Here is a 19782-nt window from a genome sequence, read left to right as displayed (position 1 = left end):
CGATAAGACATTTGGGCTTTTACACGCAGAGTGATATTCTCTTATAAATCAAAGAAATCACTCTTTTTAGAAGGGCCCCTGTTGATTCCACGATGAGCGTTCGGTGGTGACGCCTGCGGGAACAGCGCGAGCCGAAGATCCACTTGGTCAAGTGATCTTCTTGACCAAGTTAGCTGAGGCCGTGCCCGCGGCAAGCATCCACCGAGAAGCGATTCGTGAGAAGCAACAACAAACTTGAACAGCTCCTCTAGATTAAAAAGGTTTTTCAATGGCCTTGCAAGAGCAAGGCCGGTTTTTATTGAAGTTATTTACATGATTTTACGATCCCAGTGGCGGTGTGCAGCAACTGCTTCCACAAACTCTCCAGCAAAGTCATCTGCATTTTCACCAGAAACGACACCACTATTGCCACTCAATTCATTTTCCTTAAGCCAATGTACACCTTCGTGCGTAGCACCAACCGGCTTAAAGTGGGTGAATGCTTCATTAAGGAAGTAAGAAGCCTTCTTCTTGAAAGCTTTGTCCTGTTCTTTTCCTCCGACAGCATATAGAGCATCATACAATACAGAGTCTGTCGTCAAGAATGTATGATCAACGGGCATTTCGGAGTTGTCATCCCCTTGCACTGTGCCTTGTTTATCACTGATTACTTCTACCGCGATTCCTTGAGAAGCGAAGTGATCAAGGTTTTCCTGGACATCTTTTCCATTGTAACCATCAGCCAGAATCAGACCGACTTTCCTTGTATTCGGTGAATGTTTGGTATTCGCCTGACTTAGAGCAGGAGAAGACTTCGTTACATCTGAACCACCATTTTGAGGCGGTGTCACACCGATGTTTTCGGCAAAGGCTTGAGTGAGCTCCAAACTTACATTAGAGAACATCTCGACGATTTGCTCACGAACGGCTACACTTTCAACTTTACCTAATTCAAAACTGAACGCTTGAATCAAGTGATCCTTCTCGTGATCACTCATACTATTCCAGAACAATGCCGCCTGAGAAAAGTGATCTTTGAAGCTTTCACTGCGGGCACGGACTTTGTGCCCTTCTACTTTCTCTTGATAGTGTTTATATCCGCCTTCTTCTTCACTGGCAGGTTGTGGTGTGTTGCCTGCCAGTGAGTTTTTATGATAACTCACTTGACTAGGGTTGATGGTCTGACGGCCATAACCGTCTCGCTGGTTATTGAAAAATGGGCAGACAGGGCGGTTAATAGGAAGCTCATGGAAGTTCGGTCCACCAAGACGAATCAGCTGTGTATCGGTATAAGAGAATAAACGCCCCTGCAATAATGGATCATTTGTAAAGTCGATACCTGGAACTACATGACCAGGATGGAAGGCCACTTGTTCCGTTTCGGCAAATACATTATCAACATTTCTATTCAGGGTCATTTTACCGACGATTTCTACTGGGACGTCCTCTTCCGGCCACACTTTAGTTGGATCGAGCACGTCAAAATCAAATTTGAACTCTTCTTCTTCCGGAATGACTTGGATTCCCAGTTCATATTCTGGATAGTCGCCATCTTCTATCGAATTATACAAATCTCCGCGGTGGAAATCCGCATCCTTACCAGAGACCTTCTGAGCTTCATCCCAAACAAGGGAATGGGTGCCAAGCACAGGTTTCCAATGGAATTTTACGAAATGGGACTTGCCTTCTGCATTAACGAGACGGAACGTATGCACACCGAACCCTTCCATCATACGGAAGCTTCTAGGTATCGCACGATCGGACATCGCCCACATCACCATATGAGCAGATTCCTGGTTATTAGCGATGAAATCCCAGAAAGTATCATGGGCAGAAGCTGCTTGCGGCATGCCGTTATGTGGCTCAGGTTTCAGCGCATGCACTAAATCAGGGAATTTGATGGCATCCTGGATGAAAAAGACCGGGATGTTGTTTCCAACAAGATCATAATTCCCTTCTTCTGTATAAAACTTCGTAGAGAAACCGCGGACATCACGCACCGTTTCTGATGAACCTTTGGAACCCGCCACTGTCGAAAACCTTACAAAAGTAGAAGTCTTTTTTGATGTATCTGTTAAAAAGTCAGCTTTCGTATATTTCTCTAAGGATTTGTACAATTCAAATTCACCGTGGGCTGCAAATCCTCGCGCATGGACGATTCGTTCAGGAATACGTTCATGGTCAAAGTGGGTCATTTTTTCACGAAAATGAAAGTCCTCCATCAACGTCGGACCTCTTTCCCCTGCTTTCAGGGAAAATTCATCTTCGGACACTTTCAACCCCTGGTTCGTTGTCGTATGTTTGCCAGTATCATCCACTCGGTACTGCTCCAGTTGCTCATCTTTCTTTGACTTGTCATTACTCATTGAGCTCCTCCTCTGAATCTGAACTTTAGAATATTAAGTAAAAAATAAACATTACAATTTATGTACCCAGGCATTCGACAAAATAAACTCTTCAGAGGATGGATTCGGAAGAAAATTTAAGGACAAAAGGGGAAGTGCCATGTCCCCCGATATTTAGTGAAAAATGGCAGAACATTTCTTTCCACAAGAGACGCAGAGGAACTTCAGAAGCAAAATTATAAATTCTTTTATTCCAAACAAAAAACCGAGTGGAAAATCGCGAAGATTTTTCCACTCGATTAATCAGGCAGGCGCTGAAACTCCACCCTATTTTAGCAATTTGAGTTTACGGGAGCTGAGTACTGCCCATCATATAACGATCACATTCTCGTGCAACTTCACGGCCTTCGTTGATCGCCCACACGATCAAGCTTTGGCCGCGGCGCATATCTCCTGCTGCAAATACGCCCTCGACATTAGTCGTGTACTTTCCATACTGTGCAGCTATATTCGAACGGACAGTCGTTTCAACACCCAATTTTTCAATTAAGTCTTGCTCAGGTCCACTGAAACCAATTGCAAGTAGAACAAGATCTGCTTCCCAGACCTTTTCCGTACCCGGGATTTCTGTACGGACTTTGTTGCCTTTTTCATCATAAGAAAGTGCGACATCAATCGTGTGTACTTCTTTGATACGGTTGTTTTCGTCACCGACGAACTTTTTCGTCATGACTGCGTAGGCACGAGGGTCTTTACCGAACCTTGCTTCCGCTTCTTTCTGGCCGTACTCCATCCGATGGATAATCGGGTATTGCGGCCATGGGTTTGTTTCATTGTCGCGTGTCGACCCTTTTTTATCGTAAATATCAAATTGAACAAGGCTTTTACATTCGTGACGCATGGATGTGGACATACAGTCTGTACCTGTGTCTCCACCACCGATAACGATTACGTTCTTATCTTTAGCACTGATATAGTTGTCATCTTCATGACCTGAATCAAGAAGACTCTTTGTATTCGCATGGAGGAAATCCATCGCATAGTGGATGCCCTTCAAATTGCGGCCCTGGACTTCCAGATTACGAGGCGTGGTTGCTCCGCCACAAAGGATTACCGTATCATATTCTTCATTCAATCGAGAAACAGGGTAGTCTCTCCCCACTTCTGTATTTGTAAGGAAACGGATGCCTTCTTCTTTCAAAATGTTCACCCGTCGCTCCACGATATTGTAAGGAAGTTTCATTTCAGGTATGCCGTAAGTCAACAGACCCCCAACACGGTCGTTGCGCTCATATACGGTAACCCAGTGACCGGCTTTGTTCAATTGGGCGGCTGCAGCCAGACCAGCTGGTCCAGACCCTACGACAGCCACGCTTCTTCCTGTGCGGTAGGCAGGGGGTTCCGGTTTGACCCAGCCTTCGTCGAACCCTTTCTCAATAATCGAACGCTCCACGCTTCGGATCGCTACAGGAGGTTCATTGATGCCTAATACACATGCACCTTCACATGGTGCAGGGCAGGCGAAACCTGTGAATTCCGGGAAGTTATTCATCTCATGTTCTTTTTCTAAAGCTTCCTTCCATTGACCTCTGTAAACGAGATCGTTCCATTCAGGAATAAGGTGATATACGGGGCACCCCGTTGTCATCCCATTGACCTCCATTCCTGAATGGCAAGTAGGAACGCCGCAGTCCATGCAGCGGGCTCCTTGCTTTTGGACCTCTTCTTCTGAGAGGGGAAGCGTGTAATCTTCCCAATCTTTTGTTCGTGTTGCAGGATCGCGTTCAGGTATAGATTGACGCTCATACTCCATGAATCCAGTAGACTTTCCCATCAGATCTCCCCCTTCTTCATTATTTAACTGTTGCTACCGGTTTGTTACGTTCATCAAATGCGGTCATTTCCGCATCGAACTTCTCTAAACCATCATCTTTCAACCTTTGGATGCGTTCCTCCATCGCCAAGTAATCTCTAGGGATCACTTTGACAAACTTAGAAACATAAGTCTCCCAGTCCGCTAAAATCCGCTCGCCCAGCACGCTTTTCGTATAAGCGACATGCTTTTTGATCATGTTATATAGCTTTTCGATTTCCTGATCATCTTCTAATTGATGAAGATGAACAAGCTCTTTGTTACATTTCGTTTCAAATGGCCTTTCCGTCTCGTCAAGGACATAAGCGATGCCTCCGGACATACCCGCTGCGAAGTTACGACCAGTTCCACCAAGAACGACTACTCTACCACCTGTCATATATTCACATCCATGATCACCGACACCTTCGACGACCACTTCTGCTCCACTATTCCTTACACAGAAACGTTCACCAGCCAGGCCATTGATATAAGCTTCTCCGTCAGATGCTCCGTAGAAAGCAACGTTACCGATAATGGTATTCTCTTCGGGCGCAAAGGTTGACTTAGGTGAAGGATGGACGATGACTTTACCACCTGATAATCCTTTACCGACATAATCATTCGCATCTCCCACAAGTCTCAAGGACACCCCTTTGGGTATGAAAGCACCGAAACTTTGACCAGCTGAACCTTTAAATGTCAGTTTCACTGTATCTTCTGGAAGCCCTTCAGCTCCGTATCGGCGGGTGATTTCACTGCCGAGAATCGTTCCGGTCACCCGGTGGATGTTACGGATTGAACCTGTGCTTTCAATCGGTTCCCCATTTTCAATAGCTTTCTTGCACAATGGGATCAATTCTTCTACATCCAACGTCTTATCCAGACCATGGTCCTGCTTAATTGTGGCAAAACGCCCGTAGTTATCAGGTACATCCGGCTGGTAAAGAAGTGCGGATAGGTCGACGCCTTTGGCTTTCCAGTGATCGACGGCTTGGTTTGTTTCTAATACATCCGTCCGTCCAATCATTTCATTGATAGAGCGGAAGCCAAGCTCTGCCATCAATTCACGTGCTTCTTGAGCGATAAAACGCATGAAATTTTCCAGGTGATCGGCTTCCCCAGTGAACTTCTTACGCAATTCGGGATCCTGAGTCGCAACACCGACCGGGCATGTGTTCAAGTGACAGACACGCATCATGACACACCCAAGGACGACAAGCGGTGCCGTGGAAAAGCCATACTCTTCGGCTCCCAGCAATGATGCAACCACGACGTCACGCCCTGTCATCATTTTTCCGTCTGTTTCTACAACGATACGGTCACGCAAACGGTCGAGGACGAGCGTCTGGTGGGTTTCTGCCAATCCGATTTCCCATGGCAGACCGGTATGTTTGATACTCGTTCTTGGTGCAGCTCCAGTTCCTCCATCATATCCACTGATAAGGACGAGATCTGCACGTCCTTTCGCAACACCGGCTGCAATTGTTCCAACACCGACAGCTGAAACGAGTTTCACACTGACCCGGGCTTTTGGATTAGCATTTTTCAAGTTATAAATAAGTTCTGCCAAGTCTTCGATTGAATAAATATCGTGGTGTGGTGGCGGCGAAATCAATTCAACACCAGGAGTAGAACCACGCACTTCAGCAATCCATGGATATACTTTCTTGCCGGGCAAGTGTCCGCCTTCTCCAGGCTTCGCACCTTGAGCGACTTTAATTTGAATTTCGTCTGCATTCACTAAATAATGACTATTTACGCCGAAACGCCCTGACGCAACCTGTTTAATTGCACTGCGCTTCATATCACCGTTTTCCTCAGGAGTGAAGCGGCTCGGGTTCTCCCCGCCTTCCCCGGAGTTGCTTCGACCGCCAAGTCTGTTCATGGCGACGGCCAGGGCCTCATGGGCTTCTTCACTGATAGATCCATAAGACATGGCTCCTGTTTTGAACCTCTTACAAATATCTTCCACCGATTCCACTTCTTCCACTGGAATCGAAGGCCGCTTCTTGAATGATAAAAGCCCTCGAAGGGATTGCAGGTTATTCTTTTCATCTGTCAGCATCTGTGAATACTGCTTGAATAAATCATAGTCATTCGCACGGCAGGCGTGTTGTAATGTTGCAATCGTCTGCGGGTTGTATTGGTGATCCTCCCCGTTTTCACGATATTGGAAATCGTCCCCTGCTTCGAGTGTATTTTGTGAACCGCGCTGCTCATCGAACGCAGTTTCATGACGCATCAATGCCTCTTTTTCTATAATATCTAATCCGATACCACCGAGACGTGAAGCCGTTCGAGTGAAATAAAGGTCGATGACATCTTTATGGATACCGACGGCTTCGAAAATCTGAGCTCCCCGGTAACTCTGAATCGTCGAGATTCCCATTTTTGACAGCACTTTGATGATTCCATCTGTAGCAGATTTCACATAGGTCTCTACGGCTTGTTCATGAGAATCGACTTCTATCAGTCCACGCTCATCCAAGTCTTTTAACGACTCATAAGCGAGATAAGGATTGATTCCCTCTGCTCCATAGCCCAGAAGGGTTGCAAAATGATGAACTTCACGCGCCTCTCCTGATTCAATAAGAATACTGACTTTCGTCCGTGTTCCTTTTCGAATCAAATGATGGTGGAGCCCTGATACGGCAAGTAATGAAGGGATAGCCGTATAATCTCTACCGACTCCACGGTCAGAAAGCACGAGCAAGGTCGTCCCATCCTCAATCGCTTGATCGGCTTGTTCGAACACACGATCGATAGCAGGTTTCAGCTTGTTTGCTTTCGCTTCAAACAATATGGACAATGTCTGCGCTTTGAAACCTTCCACATTCTGCTGGCGCAATTGTTCAAGCTGACGATTCGTCAGTACAGGAGACTTGATACGGATTTGACGACAGCTCTCCGGCTGAGGATCGACAAGATTGCCTTCTGCACCGATCGTCGTTTCCACCATTGTAATCAACTTCTCCCGAATGGCGTCGATCGGCGGATTGGTCACTTGGGCGAACAATTGCTTGAAGTAGCTGTAAAGCAATTGTGGCTTCTTCGACAAGACCGCTAACGGGGAGTCGTAACCCATGGAACCTACAGGGTCCTTTTTATCAGTCACCATAGGCATAAGAATTTTGTTCAATTCTTCTGTGGTGTAGCCGAAAGCCAATTGCTGCTGGATGAGTCCTTCTACCGGAGGATGCTCAGAAATCGGCTCCGGAAGGTCTTCCAAGTCGAATTTATTCTTTTCAATCCATTCCTTATATGGATGTTCACGAGCTGTCTGCAGTTTGATCTCTTCATCAGGAATGATTTTTCCTTCTTCAAGATCCACCAGCAGCATTTTGCCCGGATGCAAACGATCCTTGTACAAAATATCATCAGCGAATATATCCAGGGCTCCCACTTCTGAACCGAGGACAATCATCCCGCCTTTTGTCACATAATAGCGAGCTGGACGCAGACCATTACGGTCAAGGCAGGCACCAATCTGTTTTCCATTTGTATAAGCAAGCGCAGCCGGACCATCCCAAGGTTCCATTAAGCAGCTGTGATATTCGTAAAAACTCTTCTTGTCTTCCTGAATCGTATCATCGTTCGACCATGGTTCAGGGACCATCATCATCGCTGTATGTGCTAATGAACGCCCTGACAAATATAAGAACTCAAACGCGTTGTCAAACATGGAGGAGTCACTGCCTTGAGAATCAATGACCGGCAAAATCTTCTCCAAATCTTCTTCACTGAAGTACTCGGAGTTACAGAGCTGTTGTCTGGCTCTCATCCAGTTGACATTACCTCTCAACGTATTGAATTCCCCATTATGGATTGTCATTCGATTCGGGTGTGAACGTTTCCAACTCGGGAAGGTGTTTGTACTAAAACGGGAATGCACTAAAGCGAGGGCCGTTTTGAAATCCGGATGGTTCAGGTCAATGTAAAACGAATCCAATTGTTCCGGAATCAACATTCCTTTGTAAACAATCGTGTTCGTTGAAAGACTACTGATATAAAAGTCATCATATCCATCCATTGCGGCAATCTCGATTTCTGCACGTTTACGTATGATATATAAACGACGTTCCAAATCCATTTGGTTCTTTATATTTTCAGAAGGTGCTACGAACGCCTGGCGGATAAATGGTTTCGTCTTTTTCGCATCTTTACCGACGAACGAATCATTGACAGGTACCGTCCGCCACCCAAGGAATTTCTGCCCTTCCTCTTCAACAAGACGTTCGAAGATTCTCTTACATTCCATTCTGGTGTCATGATCTTCCGGTAAGAAAATCATCCCGATGCCATAACCACCAGCCTCAGGAAGGTATATATCTTCTTTTTCACATTGGTTTTCAAAAAAGTTATGAGGGATCTGAGTTAATATTCCAGCCCCATCCCCTGTATTTACGTCAGCAGATTGTCCACCCCGGTGCTCTAAATTACAGAGTATGGTGATGGCATTTTCAACAATACTATGGCTCTTTGTTCCATCAATATTGGCAATCACTCCGATTCCACAAGCCTCATGCTCATTCTCCGGATGATATAAACCTTGCGGAACAGGATATCCGTGTTTTTGCATATTCATTCCCCCTAGCGGACTTATTCTTGTAGGTTACAGGCAAAAATTAAAAAATTCTGTCTTTTTATTTTCTTACTAGTATAGCATGAAAAATGGCAGGATTCACGCCTTCATACCAGCTGACAATTGAATTTTCACAGAAATGAAACAATTATCAGAACTCACAAATCCATTCATTCAAACGATGTAAGCGCAACCATGAAAATTCTGAAATTCAGCAAATTTTTTTCAATTCTTTCATTATCCCCCACATTTGTTCCATTAATTTGAAATTTCTGCATATAAAATGATCGGGTTGTATGAACATGCATTTCTTAATGGAAGGAGGAGTTTGACAATCAAGTTGAGAATACATCCACCAGGAGGAGGAAAAACATATGATGAACAAATCGATCAGAGACCATGGTGTGACTATCGGATTCATGCCCCCAGGAAAAAACAATACCCTAACAGACGTACAAGGAGTGAAAGTCGGACATCACACATTAAGTGAAGGAAGCCAACAAACAGGTGTGACCGCCATCCTTCCTCATGGGAGGAATCTTTTCAGAGAAAAATTAATCGCCTCCTCCCATATCATCAATGGGTTCGGAAAAACGACAGGAACCATTCAACTGAATGAGCTTGGCACATTAGAAACGCCGATTGTTTTGACAAATACTTTCGGAGTAGGAGCAGCCTTTGATGCCGTTGTTGATTATACTTTGAAAAATAACCCTGAAATTGGCAGGGAAACAGGAACAGTCAATCCTGTCATCGGTGAATGCAATGATATGTGGCTCAATGATATTAGGGAACGCTCCGTACAAAAAGAGCATATTACCGAAGCTCTGGACAATGCTGATGTAGATTTTGAGGAGGGCTGTGTAGGAGCGGGGACAGGTATGCTCTGCTATTCTATGAAAGGCGGAATTGGATCTGCTTCACGTATCGTCGAATTAGCTGCCGGAGAATTTACGGTCGGGGTCCTTACCCTTACGAACTTCGGGAAGTTAAGTGACTTGTTGATTGATGGCAATCCGTTTGGTCAACAACTGAAAGAAAAGATCCTATCAAAAGAAGATGAAAAGGACCGTGGGTCTGTAATGGTGATCATAGCCACTGACCTCCCCGTTTCAGAACGTCAGCTGAACCGTATCCTCAAGCGCTCGGTCACTGGACTTTCCCGAACCGGGTCCATCATAGGAAACGGAAGTGGGGAAGTTGTCATCGGCTTTTCGACCGCCAATGAAATTCCTCATGAAAAGTCTGATACACCATTAACACTAAGAATGATCCACGAAGAAGACATGGATCAAGCGTTTCGAGCTGTCGGAGAAGCTGCTGAAGAGGCCGTTCTGGAGTCCCTGGTCAAAGCCACGCCTATTATAGGAAGAGATGGTCATGAACGTCCGACACTGACAGATTTATTGGAAACTCATAATCTTTCCTTATAAGCCTGATCGGATTCTCGAAGTATTAATAAACCTTACTTTACTATTAGAATTTAAAAGAGGGTGGGACAAATAGAATTTTTTCGCTAGAAAACCCGAACGAAATTCGTTCGGGTTTTCCTTATGAATCCATTCATGCATTTGCCGCTCCGGCAACATACTTCGCTTTCCGCGGGGACGGCCTCAGCCTCCTCAGAAAGCAAAGACCGCTTTCCTCCGGGGTCTTCGCCTCGTGCTGTTCCCGCAGGAGTCTTCGTATGTTGCCTACGCTCCATTTGATCCATCTATCCTAATGTTCGTCTTTTCCAGTGGCAGTTAGTGTTTTGTCCCAGCCTCTTCTTATCCCATAACCGCTCCCTTTTCCATAACACTCAGTTTCGAGGCTTTGGTAAGCGGTGATGCTCAAAACCATCATATGGGTTTTATGCGGAAAATGCTATTACCCGAGCGCTAGAGTATGGTTTATCCACCTCATAAAGGGCAGGTTCTCCCTCAAGTGATTACAAGAGAATCACATATCACAAAGGTCGTCAGGATAGAGCGAGCCCGCGAGAGAAGGGGTTAGGCTGCCTTTGTTTTTTCGTTGGCGTGACGGCGGTGATAGATGACATTGATTTCGGCACCTACCATAAGAATAATGCCAGTTAAAAAGAACCATAGCATCAGGATAATGACACCACCAAGACTTCCGTAAGTAGCGGAGTAACTACCGAAGTTACTTACATAGAAAGAAAAGGCTAAAGAAATCAGCTGCCAAAGCACGGCTGTAATGATTGCTCCGGGCAGGATGTGCTTGAAGGGTATATTTTTATTAGGGGCAAAGTGATACAGAGCCATTAAGACGAGACCGATCACTGCCACACTGATAGCCCACCGCAGGATTTGAAATAAAATCGCTGTCTGTTCTGGTAAATTGATCATATCGATCAGCACTTGACCAAACACTGGCAAGACGAGGGATACAACGATGGCGATGATCATCCCAAGGGTTAATACGATGGAAAGCAGACGCACTTTGATGAATGAGCGTGTTTCTTCCACATTGTAAGCTTCATTAGCTGACTGAATGAAGGCGTTGATTCCATTGGAAGCAGACCATAATGTCCCCAAAATACCCAGGGTCAATAATCCGCCATTCGGTTGTTCAACTACTCCGACGATATTCTCCCGGAAAACTTCTGCGGTATCACTAGGGATCACATTGCCCATCGCTTGAATAGCTGTCTCAGCATCAATGTTCAAATATGGGAGAATGGATAATAGCAAAATCAACATCGGCACGATTGATAGCAAATAATAATAAGCCTGCGCAGCGCCAAGTAATGGTACATTGTCTTTTTGGAATTCTGCGACCAGCTCTTTGATACTGCTCACAATTTTCTTCATCGCTGGATTACCTCCTCAACCTTCGTCTACATGTCTATCCCCTTTTTTTATGAGGTTTAATCTATCGATATAAGGAATCAGCACATAGACACTAGGAAGGAAGAGGTGCACCGACGCTCACTTTTCTCTTTGAGGAAGAAGGTATCTGCAATGCTTCTCTGTATTTGGCCACAGTTCTTCTCGAGACTCTGAGATCATGCTGGAGGCTTAATTCATTTGCAAGCTTTTGATCAGAGAGGGGGCGGGTTGGTTCTTCCCCGTTGATCAGTTGTTGAAGGAGTTGTTTTACTTGCTGCGAAGAAACTTCTTCTCCATGCTTTGATTGGTAGCCTGTAAGAAAGAAGCTTTTCAGTTCGTGGTTTCCATCCGGAGTCCTGATCACTTTACACGATACCGCTCGGCTGACTGTCGATTCATGGAGATCCAATGTGTCAGCAACCTTCTTTAAAGTGAGGGGTTTTAGCGACCCTCCTTCAAAAAAAGCTTTTTGATGTTTTATGATCACTTCAGCGACACGCATGATGGTTTCTCTTCTTTGGTCAATGCTCTGCATCAGCCAACGTGCCCGTTTATAACAATCATCGAGATAATCATAAGCATCGTGTGATTTTTGGTACATGCCCAACAACTTCTCGTCCCACCGGATCTGCTTTGTGATGGAGTATGGATCTCTCAGTAGGAATCCACTTGGTTCTTTTTCAAGTATTAAGTCTGGAAGAGAAGGTGTAGATGCGGACGTCGCCCGTTCAATAACCGGCCGTGGCTGAAGAGTCTTGATCAATTGGAGGGCTTCTCCTACTTGCCTTTCACTTACTCCTGTTTTTTCAGCTATGGGACGCAACTCCTGCTCTCCTAAAAGGTTCAGATGATCCTTGACCAACGCATACAAGAAGGCTGAGTCTGGGTACTTTTTTTCTATTTGCAGCAGAAGATACTCTTGAAAGTTGTAACAACCGACTCCGTAAGGATCAAAGTTGATAAGAAGATGACGTGCTTCTTCAACCATTTCAACTTCCATTCCCAGTTCCTCCGTGATTTCCTCTGCAACCATGGTTAAAAAACCGTTCTCATCTAAGTTTCCAACCAAGTAAATAACAATATGTTTCATAGATTCATTTTCTTGAAGCCAACCCGCTTGCTCAATCAGGTCTTCTCTCCAATCGCATCTCTGTTGGGCGATTTGCTCAATAGGATCATGATAGGCAAACTCTTTTTGATGAAAGGTAGAGCCATAAGAGGGAGAAGCCTCGATGCTCAAAATTGGATTCTCCTCTATTTCCTTTCGCACATGCTCCCACAATTCAGTGGCGTTAAATTGAAGCATTGTAATCGCTTGACGCATTTCTGTCGTCATGACCAACCCTGTTGTTTGTTTATTTGCCAGTTCCAGCTTCATGTTCACACCTCTATTTGGTAACGCTTTCATATAAAATTAAATGAATTTACTAATTCCTATGATGCCGTATTCAACGATTAAATTCAAATATCGATCGGAGGAATTCATTGGAAATAATGGAGTTGAGCTATTGAGATTGGAAAGGATAATAGGGTTCTAAGGAAACAACTCGTCCAGCTCCAACGCCCCAGAGATCCTAGCCATTTCCTTAAGCCATCCTCACTTTTATGACGATACTCACACAAGCAGGGATCATCTACCATCAAACAGGCAGGATGGTGGGCGACTTAAAAACATTATAGAGGTCACGGCGATGGGATATCATTTCTTAGTGGAGAGAGTATTAAAACTGGAGAATAAATATATTGATGTAGACCACATGGTGTTGAATCTTAAATAAGTTTTTTAAAAATATCTGAAGCGATGGTGTCCATTTGACCGAATATTTACTAGTTTCCTAACTCAAAAAAGGTGCCAGCAATATATTGCTGGCACCTTTTTGTTCCACGTGGAACATTTATAATACGTATGTGGCAAGAGTCTGTTGAACTTCTTCAATTGGACTATCTTTTTTGAATAGTTTACCAATAGGTTCATTGGATCCTGATAACCAGATTTTCAATTCTGAATCCATATCAAAACTGCCTGCTGTTTCTACACTGAAATGAGTGATGCTTTTATAAGGGATGGAATGATATTCGACCTTTTTACCTGTCATCCCTTGTTTATCCACCAGCACTAATCGCTTGTCTGTGAAAACGAAAGAGTCTCTCAATACTTTATACCCACTTTGAATCTGTTCATTTTCAATCAACACTTCTTCCAATTCTCTTTCTAGCTTTTCAATATCTACTTCACTTGCGTTTCCCATTAATCCATCTAAAAATCCCATGCTCGATTCCTCCTATTGCATTAAACGTAATAGCATACCTTCGCAAGGGGCCAATTCTATTGCCAGTACATTGTTCTTGGCGTTGAATATTCTTCTCTTATTCTCTAAATGCTGCCATTTTCCTTTTTGGATCGGCAGGTTGACTTCTTTCTTTTTACGGAGATTCCTGTTGAATAAATAGATCAACTGTTCATCAGAGGCTTCACTCCCGAAATGATCGACTTCATCTCTTATCCAACGTTCAAACCCGAACACGTCGTCATCGTAGGCGAAAGACTTCCAATTCCCTGTTCGAAGGGCCTGGTGTTCTTTACGCCATTGGCCGATTTGGCGATACCACTTCAAAAGTTCTTGATCTTCTTTGTCCCACGGATATGGCTTGCGATTATCAGGGTCTGCTCCTCCTGATAATCCTGCTTCATCGCCATAGTAGAGGGAGGGGACTCCCGGGAAGGTATAAATCAACAAACTCAAGGCTTTGATTTGGCTGATTATAAGATCTTCTTTTTCATCTTCTGCCAAATCATCTGGAAGGAAATCATCCAGCATGGTTTTGATCCTTTCCACATCATGGCTGGAGAGCATGTTCATCACTGCATAAAAGTACTGTTTCGGGTAATGTTCACCAAGGGTCATCAGACGACGATGGACGGTTGGAGCATCCATTTCCCCTTTTATGAACTCCAGCAAAATCCTACGCATCGGGTAGTTCATGACAGAGTCCAACACACCGCCTAGAAAGTAATCCCGCCGCTTGCCGTAGGCTGTTTTATTAGAGGCATCCTCCCAAACTTCGCCTAACAGGACGCTGGACTCATCCTTACTCTTCAGCTGGCGGTATAGCTGGCTGATCAAGTCATCTGTCAATTCATCGGCTACATCTAACCTCCAGTGTTTCATGCCGGAGTTTTGCCAGGTTTTGATGACACTGTCTTCTGCATGGACCAGAAAGTTTTGATAGTCTTCGTTTTCCTTTTTCAATGTCGGTAATGTACCAACGCCCCACCATGCGTCATAATCGTCGGGATATTGGTGGAATGTGTACCAACTGTAATAGGAAGAATTCTTAGATTGATAGGCACCGAGCGAATCGTATTTTCCTTCTCTATTGAAATAAATGCTGTTGCTTCCAGTGTGACTGAACACTCCATCAAGCATGATTTCCATCCCTCTTTTACGTGCCGCCTCAATCAGGCTCTCCAAGTCCGCTTTCGTTCCGAGAAGGGGATCGATTTTGTGATAATCACCAGTATCATATCTATGATTACTCTCCGCCTCAAAGATCGGGTTCAAATAGATGACGGTGACACCTAATGACTCAATGTGATCCAGTTTTTCTTCGATCCCTTTCAAGTTACCTCCAAAAAAGTCCCATCGTATGACTTCACCACGCTCATTCCTTATATACACAGGTTCATTTTCCCAATGGGCATGGATGAGGCTGGTCTCAGGGGCTTTCTCTGGTTCAATATCGCCTGCCGCATAAAATCGATCAGGGAAAATTTGATACATGGTTGCATTTTTCCACCAATCAGGTGTTTGGTAGGCGGGATCATATACCGTGATCTGCCATGAAGGAGGGATGTGATCATAAACTTTTCCTTCTCCGCTTTCAAAGCTCTTTTCCCGTCCGTAAAACAGTGTGCGGTCTTCGAGAATGACCTCGAAAAAGTACCAAATCAACTGCGGGGTGTCCGGCATTACGACCGTCGTTTCATAAGATGTGCGTTGATGCTCTTCACTGCAAACGTCCATCTCTTTCGTCTTTTCATCATCCGTACGATCCAATATATAGTGGAGGATGACATGTGATACATGATAACGATTGTGTACATCAATTGTAAGCGTAACAGCAGAACCTCTCGGTGCAGCACCGAAAGGCTCTCGATATGAAGATTCAAAACTATTGTGATACATTTCCATTTGTCTCACTGAACCGTCCCTCCTAAAAAACTCACTTCAACGTAGTAACCCGTTGAATGTCCCAAATATCGCGGGCATATTCCTGGATGGTACGATCACTTGAGAAGACCCCGGATTGGGCAATGTTCACTAAACTTTTCAGATTCCATTGACGCTTTCTCTGATAGTCCTGGCTTACTTTCTTTTGAGCTAGCACGTAACTTGCAAAATCTTTCAACACGAAATACTCATCATTATACGTCAATAAAGCATCATAGATTTCTTGGAACTCCGTCTCCCCTTTAGAGAATGGACTATAATGAATCAGCTGATCAAGAGTATGACGTACACGTTGATCATTTTCATAGACTGCTTTGGATGAATAAGAGCCATTTCGGTAATAATCCCACACCTCGTCAGACCTTAAACCGAAAATGTAGAGGTTGTCATCCCCTACCAGCTCGTGAATTTCTACATTGGCTCCATCCATCGTGCCGAGAGTTAAAGCTCCATTCATCATGAACTTCATGTTCCCGGTGCCTGACGCTTCTTTCGTGGCCATTGATATTTGTTCACTTACATTACTCGCAGGAATGATGCGTTCCGCTATCGATACGGAGTAATTAGGTAAGAACACTACTTTTATATATTCATTCACATCAGGGTCATGATTGACCACATCCGCGATTCGGTTGATCAGTTGAATCACTTTTTTCGCGAAATGATAACTCGGAGCCGCTTTCGCTCCAAAGAAAAATGTCCGCGGCACGATATCCAGTGTTGGATCCGATTTCAATTCATTGTATAAATGCATAATATGAAGAGCATTAAGCAACTGGCGTTTATACCCATGCAGTCGCTTGATATGGACGTCGAAAATAGATTCAGGATCGACTGCAATCCCCTGTGTCTCTTGCACCCAATTAGATAAATCGATTTTATTCTTTTGTTTAATATCATGGAGTCGATCAAGGAAAGGCAGGTCATCTTTTCGGTTAAGCAATTTCGTTAACTGACCCGGCTGCCTGATCCAATCTTCACCAATCGCTTCTGTAATAGCAGAAGTCAACGGGCGGTTCGCATGCATCAACCAGCGGCGATGAGTGATGCCATTCGTCTTATTGTTGAACCGGTCAGGAAATGTATCATAAAAACGTTTCATTTCCCTTTTCTTAAGTATTTCTGTATGAAGCTTTGCTACACCGTTGATGCTATGGCTGCCTACAATTGAGAGGTGGGCCATCTTCACCTGTCCATCTGCTACGATGGCAAGATCTGCGATACGGTCGAAGTCTCCTGGATATGTGCGCCATAATGCCTGACAAAAGCGTTCATTGATCTCATCGATAATCATGAAAATTCTTGGCAGCAATGAGCGCACAAGCCCTACAGGCCAAGACTCCAATGCTTCACTCAATGTCGTATGATTCGTGTAGGAGACTGAATTCTGCGTGATTTCCCACGCTTCTTCCCAACCTACCCCTTTTTCATCCATTAAAATTCTCATCAATTCAGGTATGACAAGGGCCGGATGTGTATCATTGATATGAAGTGCTGCTTTCTCAGGGAATGATGACCAGGGCAGGCCCAGTGTCTCAAAGGATTGCACAATCGATTGCACACCAGCTGATACTAAGAAATACTCCTGCTTCAAGCGGAGCTCCTTCCCTTCGGCTGTGGAATCATCAGGATATAAAAACTCTGAGATCGCTTCTAAAGAACGTTTGTGTTGAAGGAAGTGTCCAAACTCCCCTTCCTTTTCCGCTTTAGCTACCGTGTTTTCAATCGTCGGTTCAGCTGACCATAACCGAAGCGTATTGACTGTCTCATTATGGTAACCTACCACAGGGACATCGTAAGGAATAGCGTTGATCGGCTCATAATCCTCGTATTTGAAGTGGAGTTTTCCATTTTCACCTTTCGTAGAAGAGACGTGACCGCCAAAGCGGACTTCAATCGCCTCCTCCGGACGGCGGACTTCCCAGATAAACTCTTTAGAGAGCCAGTAGTCAGGAAGCTCCACCTGTTTTCCATCAATGAAATGTTGATCGAACATCCCATATTTATACCGGAGTCCATAACCATGTCCAGCTAAATTCAAGGAAGCCAATGAATCGAGAAAACAAGCAGCTAATCGGCCTAACCCACCATTACCAAGTCCAGGGTCACTCTCTTTCTCTTCTAATTCTGAAAGGGACAAGCCAAGATCATCGAGGCCATCTTCAACAAGAGACAAAACATTCATGTTCAATAGATTATTGCCGAGCAGGCGACCCATCAAAAATTCCATCGAGAAATAGTACACTTGCTTATTTTTGTTCTCCCGGTATCCTTGATCGGTTTTCAACCAATTTTTGTTGATTTTCTCCCGTATTAACCCGCCTAAAGCTCGATACGTATCGAAATCAGACGCTGTCGTTACGGTTTTCCCCAACTTTTCTTCTAACTGCGATTTAAACTCTGACTTGAATTCCTCTTTGTCACTGAACATCACCATTAAGGTTCCTCCTGTCACCTCTGCTAACGGAACATAGATTGATATAAATCCATGTACTGATCAGCCGAGTTCTCCCATGTGAACTTACTCTTGCAAATATTTTTCACCAGTTTTTGCCAAGTAGCAGGTTCCTGATAGGTTTCAATAGCTCGACGAATGGTGTACAGCATGTCATGGGCGTTGTAATGGGTGAACGAAAATCCGTTCCCTTCTTCCGTCTCTGTATTATATGGCTGGATCGTATCCACAAGTCCCCCTGTTTCCCTGACGATCGGTGCAGCCAAATACCGCAATGCAATCAATTGACCGATACCACATGGTTCAAAACGGGAGGGCATGAGAAAGAAATCACTAGCCGCATAAATCTGTCGGGAAAAAGGTTCTGAGAAACGGATATTCGTAGACATTTTCTCTGGATGTCTGTCCTGGGCCCATTGGAGCATCTGTTCATATTGATACTCCCCTGTACCAAGCAAGACGATTTGGACATCTTCATGGTACAGCAGCTCATCAATAATTCGTCCAATCAAATCGAACCCTTTTTGCTCCACCAGTCTGGAAACGATGCCAATCACCGGCACATCTTTCCTCACCGGCAAACCTACCTCTTCCTGCAGCCACATTTTATTTTGGGCTTTTTTGATCAAAGAACTGCGAAATGGGAATGCGAGAGCATCGTCTTTCATAGGGTTGTAGTTTTGATCATCAATGCCGTTTACAATTCCGATTAATTCATCTGTTCTTTTTCTTAATACTCCGTCTAGGTTTTCCCCATAATAAGGAGTTTGAATCTCTTTTGCGTAGGTTTCACTAACCGTTGTGACAAAATCCGCATAATTCAAGGCGGCTTTCATGAAGTTAATGTCACCAAAAAATTCAAAGGCATCGTCTCTCATCATGCTTTCATCATAATCCATCAAATCGTGTAAAACAGACTGAGCAAATACACCTTGATACTTCAAATTATGGATGGTGAAAACGGTTTTCATACCTTGAAGTTTTTCAACCTCTTTATAATGGGTATGTAGAAACACCGGAATCAAGCCTGTTTGCCAGTCGTGACAATGAAGAATGTCTGGTGTCCATTCCATCGAAGTGATCCATTCCATCACGGCCCGGTTGAAAAAAACGAAACGCTCTGCTTCATCGTCATACCCATATAGGTTGGAACGTTTGAAGTAATACTCATTATCTATGAAATACACAGGGATACCTTCGTATTCTATATATTCAATACCCGCATATTGGTTACGCCATCCAAGCGTGATGTTGAGCTCATCTACATGGGTCAGCTGTTCTTTCCAGACATCACTCATATTTTCATATTTCGGAAGGATGACACGTACATCATTTCCCTGCTTCTTCAATGCTTGGGGAAGAGAACCTAATACATCAGCCAGCCCGCCGGTTTTAATAAAAGGGGCACATTCAGAACCAATCATCAATACATTCATGTCCATCCACTCCTTAGTTATTGTCCATCATCATCCTGTGACGGATGATTACATGAAAGGGACT

The 19782-nt window shown here is 44.3% G+C and carries 11 protein-coding genes; 2 read left to right on the top strand and 9 right to left on the bottom strand.

Annotation, left to right across the window (positions count from 1 at the left end; genetic code table 11):
- Positions 1-103: 103 nt before the first annotated feature.
- Positions 104-238: a hypothetical protein gene (locus tag HLI_RS22140; protein WP_277750288.1), complete on the top strand. Its 135-nt coding sequence runs from the start codon at positions 104-106 to the stop codon at positions 236-238.
- Positions 239-308: 70 nt separating this feature from the next.
- Here the strand turns inward: HLI_RS22140 and HLI_RS12785 are convergent, their stop codons facing one another.
- The 3 genes from HLI_RS12785 to gltB all read right to left on the bottom strand — a co-directional run bounded on the left by HLI_RS12785 (position 309) and on the right by gltB (position 8758).
- Complete coding sequence (locus HLI_RS12785) at positions 309-2345, bottom strand: catalase (RefSeq protein WP_128525315.1); 2037 nt, start codon at positions 2343-2345, stop codon at positions 309-311.
- Between the two features lie 325 nt (positions 2346-2670).
- Complete coding sequence (locus HLI_RS12780; protein ID WP_128525314.1) at positions 2671-4158, bottom strand: glutamate synthase subunit beta; 1488 nt, start codon at positions 4156-4158, stop codon at positions 2671-2673.
- Between the two features lie 19 nt (positions 4159-4177).
- Entirely contained in the window at positions 4178-8758 is a 4581-nt protein-coding gene (gltB, locus tag HLI_RS12775; protein WP_128525313.1) for a glutamate synthase large subunit, read from the bottom strand.
- 380 nt (positions 8759-9138) lie between these two features.
- Here gltB and HLI_RS12770 point away from each other — a divergent pair, with 380 nt between their 5' ends.
- Positions 9139-10194 (top strand): DmpA family aminopeptidase, encoded by a 1056-nt coding sequence (locus HLI_RS12770; protein WP_431357403.1) that lies wholly within the window; start codon positions 9139-9141, stop codon positions 10192-10194.
- 558 nt (positions 10195-10752) lie between these two features.
- Here HLI_RS12770 and HLI_RS12765 read toward each other — a convergent pair.
- The 6 genes from HLI_RS12765 to glgA all read right to left on the bottom strand — a co-directional run bounded on the left by HLI_RS12765 (position 10753) and on the right by glgA (position 19718).
- Positions 10753-11577 carry a YihY/virulence factor BrkB family protein gene (locus HLI_RS12765; RefSeq protein ID WP_128525311.1) on the bottom strand — a complete coding sequence of 275 codons (825 nt, stop codon included), beginning with the start codon at positions 11575-11577 and terminating at the stop codon, positions 10753-10755.
- A gap of 91 nt (positions 11578-11668) precedes the next feature.
- A complete protein-coding gene (gene rpoN / locus HLI_RS12760) occupies positions 11669-12973 on the bottom strand; it encodes an RNA polymerase factor sigma-54 (RefSeq protein ID WP_164908551.1) in 1305 nt (434 codons plus the stop codon).
- A gap of 517 nt (positions 12974-13490) precedes the next feature.
- Positions 13491-13865: a PH domain-containing protein gene (locus tag HLI_RS12755; protein ID WP_128525309.1), complete on the bottom strand. Its 375-nt coding sequence runs from the start codon at positions 13863-13865 to the stop codon at positions 13491-13493.
- Positions 13866-13877: 12 nt separating this feature from the next.
- A complete protein-coding gene (locus HLI_RS12750) occupies positions 13878-15788 on the bottom strand; it encodes a glycoside hydrolase family 13 protein (RefSeq protein ID WP_241656004.1) in 1911 nt (636 codons plus the stop codon).
- Positions 15789-15819: 31 nt separating this feature from the next.
- The gene (locus HLI_RS12745) at positions 15820-18258 is read right to left on the bottom strand and encodes a glycogen/starch/alpha-glucan phosphorylase (RefSeq protein WP_128526887.1); all 2439 of its coding nucleotides are present in this window, start codon (positions 18256-18258) and stop codon (positions 15820-15822) included.
- A 29-nt stretch (positions 18259-18287) separates the two neighbouring features.
- Positions 18288-19718 (bottom strand): glycogen synthase GlgA, encoded by a 1431-nt coding sequence (gene glgA / locus HLI_RS12740; RefSeq protein WP_128525307.1) that lies wholly within the window; start codon positions 19716-19718, stop codon positions 18288-18290.
- Positions 19719-19782: the final 64 nt, after the last annotated feature.

It is taken from the genome of Halobacillus litoralis, from assembly GCF_004101865.1.
Lineage (GTDB): Bacteria > Bacillota > Bacilli > Bacillales > Halobacillaceae > Halobacillus > Halobacillus litoralis_A.
This window is presented reverse-complemented; position numbering and strand designations above follow the sequence as displayed.

What these genes read in the sequence shown, in the direction of transcription:
- HLI_RS12785 (WP_128525315.1), bottom strand. Translation starts at nt 2,345, where the DNA reads ATGAGTAATGACAAGTCAAAGAAAGATGAGCAACTGGAGCAGTACCGA.
- gltB (WP_128525313.1), bottom strand. Translation starts at nt 8,758, where the DNA reads ATGCAAAAACACGGATATCCTGTTCCGCAAGGTTTATATCATCCGGAG.
- HLI_RS12770 (WP_431357403.1), top strand. Translation starts at nt 9,139, where the DNA reads ATGAACAAATCGATCAGAGACCATGGTGTGACTATCGGATTCATGCCC.
- HLI_RS12750 (WP_241656004.1), bottom strand. Translation starts at nt 15,788, where the DNA reads ATGGAAATGTATCACAATAGTTTTGAATCTTCATATCGAGAGCCTTTC.
- HLI_RS12780 (WP_128525314.1), bottom strand. Translation starts at nt 4,158, where the DNA reads ATGGGAAAGTCTACTGGATTCATGGAGTATGAGCGTCAATCTATACCT.
- HLI_RS12765 (WP_128525311.1), bottom strand. Translation starts at nt 11,577, where the DNA reads ATGAAGAAAATTGTGAGCAGTATCAAAGAGCTGGTCGCAGAATTCCAA.
- rpoN (WP_164908551.1), bottom strand. Translation starts at nt 12,973, where the DNA reads ATGAAGCTGGAACTGGCAAATAAACAAACAACAGGGTTGGTCATGACG.
- HLI_RS12745 (WP_128526887.1), bottom strand. Translation starts at nt 18,258, where the DNA reads ATGTTCAGTGACAAAGAGGAATTCAAGTCAGAGTTTAAATCGCAGTTA.
- HLI_RS12755 (WP_128525309.1), bottom strand. Translation starts at nt 13,865, where the DNA reads ATGGGATTTTTAGATGGATTAATGGGAAACGCAAGTGAAGTAGATATT.
- glgA (WP_128525307.1), bottom strand. Translation starts at nt 19,718, where the DNA reads ATGAATGTATTGATGATTGGTTCTGAATGTGCCCCTTTTATTAAAACC.